At 38.1% G+C, this 11,651-nt stretch carries 9 protein-coding genes and 1 tRNA gene; 3 read left to right on the top strand and 7 right to left on the bottom strand.

Annotated elements, in window-relative coordinates; translation table 11 throughout:
• Position 1: 1 nt before the first annotated feature.
• The 3 genes from ODQ17_RS07030 to ODQ17_RS07020 form a co-directional block, all read right to left on the bottom strand.
• A tRNA-Val gene (locus ODQ17_RS07030) sits at positions 2-77 on the bottom strand.
• A gap of 206 nt (positions 78-283) precedes the next feature.
• Positions 284-787, bottom strand: a complete 504-nt coding sequence (gene elsL / locus ODQ17_RS07025; protein WP_111856204.1) for a cell wall-recycling L,D-carboxypeptidase ElsL — start codon at positions 785-787, stop codon at positions 284-286.
• Between the two features lie 158 nt (positions 788-945).
• Complete coding sequence (locus ODQ17_RS07020) at positions 946-1,305, bottom strand: YbaN family protein (protein WP_005309821.1); 360 nt, start codon at positions 1,303-1,305, stop codon at positions 946-948.
• A 103-nt stretch (positions 1,306-1,408) separates the two neighbouring features.
• Here ODQ17_RS07020 and ODQ17_RS07015 point away from each other — a divergent pair, with 103 nt between their 5' ends.
• From ODQ17_RS07015 to dapE, 3 genes are all read left to right on the top strand, one after another.
• On the top strand, positions 1,409-2,290 hold the full coding sequence (locus ODQ17_RS07015) for a DUF1853 family protein (protein ID WP_322902643.1): 882 nt from the start codon (positions 1,409-1,411) through the stop codon (positions 2,288-2,290).
• A gap of 122 nt (positions 2,291-2,412) precedes the next feature.
• The gene (locus ODQ17_RS07010; RefSeq protein ID WP_003655297.1) at positions 2,413-2,556 is read left to right on the top strand and encodes an entericidin A/B family lipoprotein; all 144 of its coding nucleotides are present in this window, start codon (positions 2,413-2,415) and stop codon (positions 2,554-2,556) included.
• Between the two features lie 125 nt (positions 2,557-2,681).
• A complete protein-coding gene (gene dapE, locus ODQ17_RS07005; protein WP_005309814.1) occupies positions 2,682-3,818 on the top strand; it encodes a succinyl-diaminopimelate desuccinylase in 1,137 nt (378 codons plus the stop codon).
• Positions 3,819-3,852: 34 nt separating this feature from the next.
• Here dapE and ODQ17_RS07000 read toward each other — a convergent pair whose 3' ends face one another.
• The 4 genes from ODQ17_RS07000 to ODQ17_RS06985 all read right to left on the bottom strand — a co-directional run bounded on the left by ODQ17_RS07000 (position 3,853) and on the right by ODQ17_RS06985 (position 11,633).
• The gene (locus tag ODQ17_RS07000; RefSeq protein ID WP_322902641.1) at positions 3,853-4,320 is read right to left on the bottom strand and encodes a hypothetical protein; all 468 of its coding nucleotides are present in this window, start codon (positions 4,318-4,320) and stop codon (positions 3,853-3,855) included.
• Positions 4,320-8,822 carry an Hpt domain-containing protein gene (locus ODQ17_RS06995; protein ID WP_322902639.1) on the bottom strand — a complete coding sequence of 1,501 codons (4,503 nt, stop codon included), beginning with the start codon at positions 8,820-8,822 and terminating at the stop codon, positions 4,320-4,322. The genes ODQ17_RS07000 and ODQ17_RS06995 overlap by 1 nt, the downstream gene beginning before the upstream one ends.
• A gap of 148 nt (positions 8,823-8,970) precedes the next feature.
• Positions 8,971-11,052, bottom strand: a complete 2,082-nt coding sequence (locus ODQ17_RS06990) for a methyl-accepting chemotaxis protein (protein WP_322902637.1) — start codon at positions 11,050-11,052, stop codon at positions 8,971-8,973.
• 44 nt (positions 11,053-11,096) lie between these two features.
• On the bottom strand, positions 11,097-11,633 hold the full coding sequence (locus tag ODQ17_RS06985) for a chemotaxis protein CheW (RefSeq protein ID WP_005309806.1): 537 nt from the start codon (positions 11,631-11,633) through the stop codon (positions 11,097-11,099).
• Positions 11,634-11,651 lie beyond the last annotated feature (18 nt).

Raw genomic sequence — 11,651 nt, 5'->3', positions numbered from 1 at the left:
ATGGTGGGCGCTGACGGGATCGAACCGCCGACATTCTGCTTGTAAGGCAGACGCTCTACCAACTGAGCTAAGCGCCCTTAACGTCTTCATCGTTTGTGAGGTGCATTATAGAGAATCTTTAACAGGTGTCAAACGCTTTTCGACTTCTTTTTAAAAAAATGCGAATGAATGATTAAAAATAAGTCATTATTAAGTAAAAAACAATTTTTTGTATTTTATTTAAACACTTATTTCAATATTTATCACATTTACACAGCTCATCAAGATTAGATAAAACTCGCTCTCAGGTTAAAGATTGTTCAGATAAATAAACTAACGCATCTTCAGCAACTAAATCAAATAGCTCAATGATTTCTTCATTACGCATTCGAACGCAGCCATGTGACATTGGCACCCCCATTGGTTGCGTATCTGGAGTCCCATGAATGTAAATGTAACGCTGCATGGTGTCGTGGCCTTCGCCTTTATTAAAACCTTCTTCTAGGCCATCTAACCAAAGAATACGAGAAAGTATCCAGTCTCGTTCAGGATATTGGGTAGCTAACTCAGTGCTATAAACCTCGCCTGTTGGCTTACGTGCAATAAAAACTGCATTTTGTGGGGACTCGGCACCAATTTTCTTTGCTACTCTATGCCATCCGCGTGGTGTTCTACCTGTGTTTTCCTGCTCACCAATTCCATTCTTTCCTGTAGAAATGACATAAAACTTATTATGTTTAGGCAAAGTTAATGTTTGGTTTGCTAAATCGATAAGAACATCAGCATCTTCGAGCTTAAATTGAGACATTGAACTTATTCTCTTATATCAACTCAAGTACATTGAGTTTAATTAAAAAATTATTGTAAGGGCTTGTCTTGCACTGGAAATAAAAGATTATCAATCTTCTTTTATCTACGCGCAGTTTCACTGCTTGTCTTACGCCAAAATAAAAGATTATCAATCTTTTATTTTGGCTCAGGGCGTAGCCATAACCAAACTGCAACGATGAACATAGTAAGATCAGTAAAAACCTTGACTAAAAGTGGTGCTGAAGTGAATAGCATGATAATTCCGCTAATCGCCATCATTATGCTTGCAATCCACTTCGCTTTACGAGGCACTGTGCCATTGGCTCGCCAATCACGTAGCGTTGGACCATATTTAGGATGATTTAACAACCAATTATCCATTTGTGGCCAGCCTTTTGACGCAGCCCAAGCAGCCAGAATCAAAAACACTGTTGTTGGCATACCTGGTAAAATTGCTCCAATAATGCCTAGCGTGATAAAAATCACGACTAAAGAGCGCCAGAACAATGTTCGCATATATAAACCTTAACCTGCTGTTAGCGTTAGTATAAAGTGTTTTTCTAATATTTTTTGTTGATCCGTTATGAAATTAGGATGAATTACTTCGAGTATTAAATGTATGAATATTGCCTCAGTTAAAACGTCCTATTTCGAGCCATGGCTTCAATTTCAACACCCTATAGTTCGACAGCTCGCTTTTTGTATTGCTAGCCCAAATTTACTATGTCAAATACCAAAAAGTTTATGTATACAACATCTTTTTAAGCTACATACAAGTGAGTTTTGGGAAGTTCATTTTCAAAATTATTTACCGCGATTGAAAGAGCTTGACCAAACTCCAGAGCCTTTAATTCAGTTTTTATCTCAGCTTAAAAGTACACGTCTAGGTTTACGCTTTGAACATCTACTCTGGTTTTGGTTGCAAGAGGATCAGTATCACCCCTATCAGCTCTTAGGACATAGTATTCAAAAAATTGAGGGAGCAAAAACTTTAGGAGAACTAGATTTTTTAATTTTAAATAAAGAAACTCAAGAAATTGAACACTGGGAGGTAGCCTTAAAATATTATCTCGGTGAGGCAGATTTACATTTAGAACAATGGATTGGCTTAAACCGTCAGGATACTTTAAGCAAAAAGCTTTATCACTTTACGAACAAACAATTTCAGTTTCCTGAAGCCTTAGACTTTGAAATTCAACAACGTTTTTCAGTTTTAAAGGGCCAGCTTTATCTTCCTCTAGATTTAAATTTACAACAGCCCCTACCTGAATGGATAAATTTACAGCGTCGTTTAGGATATTGGGGCACCATAATTCCCCATTCCTCTTTTTATCGATTAGAAAGACACGAATGGCTGTGTCCAAATAAACAACCTAGTTCCGTCCCAGCACATTGGTGGACAGATGGTTTATATTGTAAAAATGGTCAGGAGGTTCTGTTTTATATGTTTAGACACCCTTCATATTTAAAATTTCAGTCCAACTTCCAGAAATTTAAATAATTAACAATAAATTTAAGATTCTAGAAACATTTTATAACGTTTTTACTATTAAACAGTTATGTTTCTTTTTCCGTTTGTTTTTTAATCTAAATTTACTTCATTATTAAATTTAAACGGAGAAAATGATGAAAAAAGTTTTAGCTGCTTCTGTCATGATTGCTGTTGTTTTAACAGGCTGTAATACGTTTAAGGGTTTTGGTAAAGATGTTTCTAAAGCAGGTGATGCCGTAACGAATACTGCTGAAAAAACACAAGATAAAATGTAAGTTAGAGTTATCACTAAAAAACCTTATCGTTCCGATAAGGTTTTTTTATTTTTACGTACCCATCACGTAGAGATTCGCCTATTATATCGGACTATATTTCACCTGATCAGCACGCAATTTCCGGTATGAACCATTCAGATACTCTCTCGCTTAGCCTAGAACTTTTACAACAACCTTCTGTTACTCCAGTTGATCATACTTGTCAGACCATCATGGCAGACCGCTTACGCCAAGTTGGTTTTCATATTGAACCAATGCGTTTTGGTGATGTAGATAATCTCTGGGCACGCCGCGGAACTGAAGAGCCTGTATTTTGTTTTGCAGGTCATACTGATGTCGTTCCGACAGGTAAATTAGAAGCATGGAATTCAGATCCATTTGCACCTGAAATCCGCGATGGAAAATTATATGGCCGCGGTTCGGCAGATATGAAAACAGCTTTGGCAGCTATGGTTGTTGCATCTGAGCGTTTTGTAGCAAAACATCCAAACCATAAAGGTTCTATCGCATTTCTGATTACTTCAGATGAGGAAGGCCCTGCTGTTAACGGTACGGTCAAAGTTATTGAGACTCTTGAAGAACGTAACGAAAAAATTAAATGGTGTTTGGTAGGTGAACCCTCAAGTACTCATAAACTAGGTGATATTGTTAAAAATGGGCGTCGTGGTTCGCTTAATGCAGTATTGAAAGTCCAAGGTAAACAAGGCCATGTTGCTTATCCACATTTAGCACTTAACCCAATTCATGAGGCATCACCTGCTTTAACAGAGCTATGCCAAACCGTTTGGGATAATGGAAATGAATATTTCCCAGCAACATCATTTCAGATTTCAAATATTCATGCTGGAACTGGTGCAACCAACGTAATTCCGGGTACTTTAGAAGTTACTTTTAACTTCCGTTATTCAACAGAAGTGACAGCTGAACAGCTTAAACAACGTGTTCATGAGATTTTAGATAAACACGGTTTAAAATATGAAATCGTTTGGAATTTGTCTGGTTTACCTTTCCTGACTCCAATCGGTGAACTCGTTAATGCCGCTCAAACTGCTATTTTAAATGTAACGGGTACTGAAACTGAGCTTTCAACAAGTGGTGGTACTTCGGACGGACGTTTTATTGCTCCGACAGGTGCACAGGTATTGGAGTTAGGAGTTCTTAACGCAACAATTCATCAAATTAATGAACATGTTGACGTGCATGACCTCGATCCCCTGACTGATATTTATGAGCAAATTTTAGAAAATTTATTAGCTAAATAAAAATTAAAAAGGAACTCAAATGAGTTCCTTTTTTTTATAGATGAAGCGAGTTTTGGATATATTGCAAATTAGGAACGTGGTAGCGTTGATTCTCCATTCGCACATATTTAAATACACTTGGATTCTGTAAAGTATCTTGTATATCCTCATTTTCATCTACGACTTCAGAAATACGTAAACGAACTGAAGCTGGCATCGATTTACAGATGAGTGCAAAACGTTGGCTAATATCTTCACTTTCAATAACCAATGCCACCGCTCGCGAGTCAACTTCATTATGCAATGAATAGACCGGAAGCTTTACGTCATGCCATTCAATATGCTTAATGCCATTTTTGACATCCATCGCTGATAACACTATGTTTTGTGGCAATAGCATTGGCACTTGCTGATTACATTCAATAATATATGCATCAATAAAACCAGTTGAAACAGTAATTAAATGTTGAAGCTCTTGCTGATCCATTTCATTAATTAATGATGTACTTATCTGATTTTTCATTAGGCAAGTTCCTCTTCACGTGTCGTGAAAAAAGCATCAATATTGTGAAGTAAGTCTTCTTCTTGGAAAGGTTTACCCATGTATTGGTTAACCCCTAAAGCAAATGCTCGTTCACGGTGTTTTTCACCAGTTCTTGATGTAATCATAATGACTGGCATATGTTGATGTAGATCATGATGTCGTACGAGGTTAAGTACCTCAAAACCATCCATTCGCGGCATTTCAATATCAAGCAACATCAGATCTGGTTTAATATTTTCCAACTGCTCAATTGCATCAATACCATCTTTAGCAGTGACTACGTCATAGCCTTGGCGTTCGAGTAAACGAGTCGTCACCTTACGGACTGTAACAGAGTCATCTACAATCATAATGAGACGGCGTTCGTCAGACTCGCGTTGTCTATAGACAGTCTCATTGAGCGACTTATGTCGACGAGTAGACTGAATTTGGCGAGCAATATTTTGTCCATCTAAAATGAGACAAACTTGACCATCACCTAAAATAGTTGCACCTGCAATCGCACCAATACTAGAGAACTGCTGCCCGATTGGCTTAACTACAATCTGCGCTCGTGAACCAATAAGCTGATCAACCAATAATGCAATTGTTTGTCCATTATTGGCCTTAATCATTAATACTGGTAGCGAATACATCATCCCACTTAAACGTGGAATCGGCTGATTACCAACAAACTCAGATAAATAGCGTAATGGGTAGCGTTTATTTTCAAATTCAAAGAACTCTTGTGCACTTCCAAAATACTGTTCTAATGAGATTGGTGAAACTCGAACAATTCGATCAATTTGAGCCAACGGAATTGCAAATTGTTGATCAGCAACTTTAACCATCAAGGCATCACTAACCGCTACTGTGGTTGGAACACGTATAGTAAAAATTGTTCCTTGCCCATAAACGGAGTCAACAGTCACATGTCCGCCCAAAGCTTTAATATCACTTTGTACAACATCAAGCCCTACACCACGACCTGAAATCTGAGTGACTTGATCGGCTGTACTTAATCCTGGATGGAAAATCAACTGCAAAATATCTTGATGTTCTAATACTTGTTCAGAATTAATCAAACCAGACAAGAGAGCCTTTTGACGGACCTTCTCGATATCAATACCTCGACCATCATCTTTAAACGTAACAACAACATCGGTACCTTGACGGTGAATATTTAGTTCAATACGTCCAGTTTCTGGTTTTTGTGCTTGTTCACGTTGCACACGATCTTCTAGACCATGATCAATTGCATTTCGAAGCATGTGCTCAAGCGGTGTAACCAAACGCTCTAACATTGTCCGGTCTAGCTCACCTTCAGTATTATTAACAAAAAGTTCTGCTGGTCGATCTAACGCAGTAGAAGTCTGTCTCACAATTCGTTGTAAACGAGGTAGCAATCGAGAGAATGGTACTAGACGTGTTCGCATTAGCCCTTCTTGAATTTCGGCCTGAATACGTGATTGCTGTACCAATAAACTTTCGGTATCTCTGATTTTTTCGGATAATGTACTTTTGAAATCCACTAAGTCTGATGCAGATTCGGCAAGTGATTTCGATAATTGATTCAATGAAGAATATTGATCCATCTCTAGAGGATCAAATTCTGTATAACGAGAATGCTCAATACCGTGTTTTGCAATAATCTGAGTTTCTAATTCGCCTTCCATTCGACGTAACTGGTCTGCAAGTCGTTGAATGGCTAATTCCATTTCCACCAGCGTATGACCAAATTGGCTAAGATCCATTTCAATTCGTGAACGGTTAATCGAATTTTCACCAGACAAATCAATCATTTTCTCGATTAAGTCTGCTGAAACACGGATCATCTCATTATTTTGTTCAAGATGCTGGGTTTGTTCCCATGCACCCATCATTGGTGGCGGTTCTGTACCATCACCTTGCACAAAACTCATTACAGGTTCCGTGCCAAATAGATCAGTTCTAGTCAATTTACTCGGAATTTGAATTGCAGTTTCAATAAACTGAATATTTTCTAGACTGTGCTGTAATCCATCGAAGTGTTGATAATTTTGCTTAAAAATTGCCTCTTTTAGCCAGACAATCGCACTTTCTAATAAGTTGTCATAAATATTTGAGCTAAAATGATAAAGCGCAAATTTTTCAAAAGCATTCTCAAGTTGATAAGCAATTGCTTGCACAGTTTCTAGTCCCAACATACGGGAACCACCCTTCAAACTGTGCACTGCTCTTTGTAGCTGAAGCAAGATACTACGATTGGTACGCTGTTCAAACCATTGCTTTAACAGATGATCGGCCATCTCTAAAAGCTCGGCCGCTTCCTCCATAAATGTCTGCTCGACAACAGAATCAATATCCTGATCTTGGATAATGTCTGTATAGCCTTCTGCATCAAAAACTTGTAATTCTGTGTGCTCAACAAGTCGAGTATTAGACTCAACAATCTGCTCAAAATTAGAAGTTAACTCATCGAGATTTAACGCAATATCGTGTATAGCTTCTTGCTGTAATACTTCAACATTTAATTCTGGTATAACATCTGTTTCAGACTCTGCTTGCATCTCTTTAACAACAGAGCCAAGTGACTCATATACCTTACCGGCATTCTTAAGCGCTTGAATAGTATGAGAAGCCGCATAATCTATATGCTGCTCACGTACTATTTGTAGACGGTCAGCTAAATCATCTTGAACCAGACGGATAAAATCAATAAGAGCAGATGAAGCAACCAACTGTCTTTGAATGATGCGCTCATAAATACTTTCTAATTCATGTGCAATTAAACCAATATAATTTGCCTGAATCATATTTGCCCCACCTTTTAAGGTATGCAAATAACGCATCAGATTATTAAGAGCAGCAAAGTTCTCTTGATCATTAACCCAAACATTAAGATCTGTATCCATTCCTTCAAGTAACTCATCGGCTTCTTCAAGAAAAATATCTAACAGTTCTGGATCAAAATAACGATTTACGTGCTCAGTAGTCATGAACTGGCGATCTAAATGCATACTCTGACTCATTGCTACATGATCAGTTAATACATTTTCGATAGATGCCGGAGATTCATGTGATGTTTGTTCTACATCAACACTGAATAACGACTCAACAACATCCTGATTATCTAATGGTTCAGAATTAAGGCTCGGAATATGTTGGGTATATAGTTTTAGCTCTTCCAAAACATTTTGGTGCTGCTCAATGATACTAACTCGTTGACCCGCAGCTAATGCGTCAAATAACTGAATTAATTGTTGATGTGCTTTCTGATAAATTTCAAAAACATAATCTGATTGCAATAAATCAGGTCGATCAAGCAATACGTCATAGCTATCTTTTAGTTGGTTCGTATATTCATATAAACCAACCATGGCCTGAGACTGAGTATGTTGCAGTAACAAGTTAGCTTGTTCACTTAATCGTTCAAGATAGTGAGGAAACTCAGAACGAATTCCCTTCTCAAAATCTAACTCTGCATCAAGCAATTCTGAAACATCGAGCTGTAACAGCTGAGATACTAGACCATGTGGAGGCATGAGTGGGCTTGAATGCTCCCCATGCTGCTCCATATAAGCATCCCAAACTTGGTTAAACTGTTTCAGATTAGAATCTAATTGGTCATTAGAGCAATGCGCAGCTAATAGATCTAAACAATTTCGAATAAACTGTCTGTAATCACGGAGTAGTAATATCTCTTCTGAATGAGAAGAAAGTTCTTCTTGTAATAAGATTTTGAATAAATGCTCAACCTTCGTACTAGCATCAAAAATTGCTTCTACCTGAGCCATTGCCGAGCTACCGCGCAATGTATGTAATGCACGGATGAGCGCATTATAACTTTCGTGCTGATGTATTTCTTGTTCTAAAAATTGATCAATGGTCGCTAAATGCTCTTCTGCTTCTTCCATAAATAAAACTAAGGTTTCAGCAAGATTATGTTCACTTTCTATCGTGGTTTCTAGGATTAAATTATCTGACGCCTGCTCTAAATCATTCACCTCTAAACCAGTCTTAGTTTCCGCAGTGAGAGTATCAGACAATAATAAAAGTTCTTCTAAAGCAGGCTCTAAACTTTGCTGTTGTTGTAATTGTTGTCCCAATAGAATAAGAGGCCTAAAATCTACTGCATGTTCCTTTTTAGATTTAAAGTCATCTACTAATTTAAAGAAATAGAACTTAAATACCAACTGAACATATTGTTGGATGTTAGGAGTTAATGTGAGACTCTCATTGATGATCCGATTAAGCGTATCTTCTACAGTCCAAGCAAGCTCAGCAGAGGATTTCGCTGCAATCATTCGCCCTGAACCTTTCAAGGTATGAAAATGGCGACGGATCTCAGTCAGCGTAGCAACATTTTTAGATTGCATCCATTCATGAATCAAAGATTGCAATTCAACAAAAATTTCTTCAATTTCTTCAACGAAGATATCAAGAAATTCAGCATCTTGTTGAGAATAGCTATCTTCCGGTAGCATCATTGCTTCAGTTAAAGTTTTTAATATTTCTTTCATAGCAAAGGCTTCTTTTGCTTGTCTCCTAAATGGAGAAAAACGACAGAGTCAACACCAGATAAATAGCTGTGTCCCCAATATTTACCTAGCGTTCTTAATACTTTTTAAAAGGATAGCTATTATAGAAACAGCTATCCTCGTCCCCAATTTAATCAGGTAATTTAAAGTCCGTTACCGATTCACGTAATGACTCTGCCATATTTGCTAATTCAGAAACCGAACGTGCTGTATCGAATGTTGCAGTTGTGGTTTGCGAAGTAATTTCTTGTACGACGGTCATCGTTGTCGCAATATGACTCGCAGATGCAGACTGAAGTTTTGCTGCATCAGAAATGCTGGCCATTAAGTTTGCCAAGTCACCAGATACTTTTTGAATCTCGTCCAAGGCAATACCCGCATCTTTTGCCAAGTTCGCTCCGCGTACTACCTCAGTTGTTGTTTGTTCCATTGAAATAACAGCTTCGTTAGTATCGGTCTGAATTGTTTTAACCAGAGTTTCGATCTGTTTAGTTGCTGATGCGGAACGTTCTGCAAGACGCTGTACTTCATCTGCAACCACGGCAAAACCACGTCCAGCCTCACCTGCCATAGATGCTTGAATTGCCGCATTTAATGCAAGAATGTTTGTTTGGTCCGCAATGTCGTTAATTAACGATACGATGTTACCAATTTCTTGTGAAGACTCACCCAAACGTTTAATACGTTTAGAGGTTTCCTGAATCTGTTCACGAATCGTGTCCATACCTTCAATTGAACGGTTTACCACTTGTGCGCCATTAGAAGCAATTTGTACCGAACGTTCTGCTACTTCGGTAGATTCCGATGCATTTGAAGATACTTGGTCAATTGATTGCGCCATTTCATTCATTGCGGTTGATGCGCCGGCAATCTCTTGTGCCTGATGCTCTGATGCTTCTGCCAACTGGTTAGTAATATTCTGTGTATCATGCGTATAGCGGGCAACTTCCTGAGAAGTTTCATGAATTCGGGATACAAGATCACGTAATTGGTCAATCGCAAAGTTAATCGAGTCGGCAATTGCTCCCGTAAAGTCCTCAGATACCGTTGCATATGAACGCAAGTCACCGTCTGCCAAGTCGGCGATTTCATCTAGTAAACGTAAAATCGCGTTTTGGTTACGGTCATATTCTTCTTGCAAGATAGCTACACGTTGTTTATCTGCTTTACTACGAAGTGATAAAAGCTTTAAGACTGAACTAATTAAACCAAGAAGTGACAAGGTAAGAAGTGCAACTAAAGCAAATGCTTTCCAACCATATTGTGTTTGCTTAGAAAGATCACCCAATACAGATAACATTTCATCAGATTCCGATAAGATCTCGCCTGATGACTGACGTACGTTTACAATCTGATCTGTATGCTGAAGAACTGATGCCGCTGCAGATTTTAAAACTTTATCATATTCAGATTTAATACCTTCCAAAGACTCACGTACTTCCGGAGACTCAACTCTAGCAACACCCAATTCAGCATTTCCGTTTAGCTGTGCATTTAAATACACACCAAACGTCTCAATATCCACACCAAAGTCATGTGCTGAGGTCTGAGAATTTTCTGTACCAACCAAAACAGTGTTAATAGAGCGCAAAATACGTTCTGCAATAAATACTTGGTTCTTAGCAATAATCACCTGACTACTTGGTGCTTTTTCGCGAACCATCTTATCAACCATCAAGTTATATTCAGCCTGAATCTCTGGAATAGAATCACTAATCGAGATATTCATGTTATATAACTGATTAATTACGTCTTGATGTGACGAGATTAAGTTAATGTCATAAGACAAAGCTTTCCACAGAACCGCAACCTTTTTGTATTCTTTTGAAGATGTACCATGAATATTTTCAACATCTTTGATATTTTCTGCAAAAAGTTTATTTGATTCAGCTAACTCTTTCATCGCTTTAGGTGAACCAGAAGCCGTTGCTTCAGTAGCCTGTCTAGAAATCGTTTGTGATAATAAACGCAACTCACCCAAACTACGTGTTAATTCGTTATGTCGAGGTACGCTATAAAATAAATAAACGAGCGAAGTTAAAGCAAATACCAAACATAACAACGCTACATAAAGGATAGGCTTGGACTTTTCACTTTCCCCAAATAAACTGGCGTATTGCTCAATTCCTGACTGGATTTTTGCAATAAAATTGAGACCCGGTTTTTCGGACGCAACACGATTGCCGCCTTTCTTTTTAAGCTTAAAGCCCATAGCTTCTCCCCAGAAAATACTCTGTTTTTCACAGCGTAAAAAAATTAGTTTATAAATTTTGTCGATGCATTCATGTAATGTGGGTTTTGCAATAAACGACTAAATAAAAAGACATGCCAATGCTGGTTATGTTGGTGAAAATAACCTTGGCAATAATCTTTTAGATTTTCCTCTAAGTCTAAGCTTTGAGAAAAAAAACTTTTTTTATTAAAGTGCTGAATCCCCAAGACCTGATCCACAACCAACCCCACATACTGGTCGTGATGGCTAATACATAACACTTTTTGGGCAGACGAAAATGTACTTCGTTGCCCTGAAATAAAATGAGCCAAATCAGAAACTGAAAGTAACCTTCCCCGAATGTTCGCTAAACCTTTTACCCAACTTTGAGCATTTGGAACTGGCGTATATTTCGGTGGATAGATAACTTCTGACACTTCCCCAAGTGGTGCGACGAAGTATTGCCCTCTCATTTCAAAAGCAATCCCTGACCATCGCTGTGCTTCATTTTGAACTGAAGCGTAATTCTTATTACCCCGTTTAGACAAACGAAGTAACTCGATAAATCCATTCGCTGCCATACTCGATCCTATAAAACG

The sequence above is a fragment of the Acinetobacter sp. IRS14 genome (genome assembly GCF_034650275.1).
Lineage (GTDB): Bacteria > Pseudomonadota > Gammaproteobacteria > Pseudomonadales > Moraxellaceae > Acinetobacter > Acinetobacter oleivorans.
The sequence above is the reverse complement of the archived record's forward strand: the minus strand, read 5'-3'. Positions and strand labels throughout refer to the sequence as shown.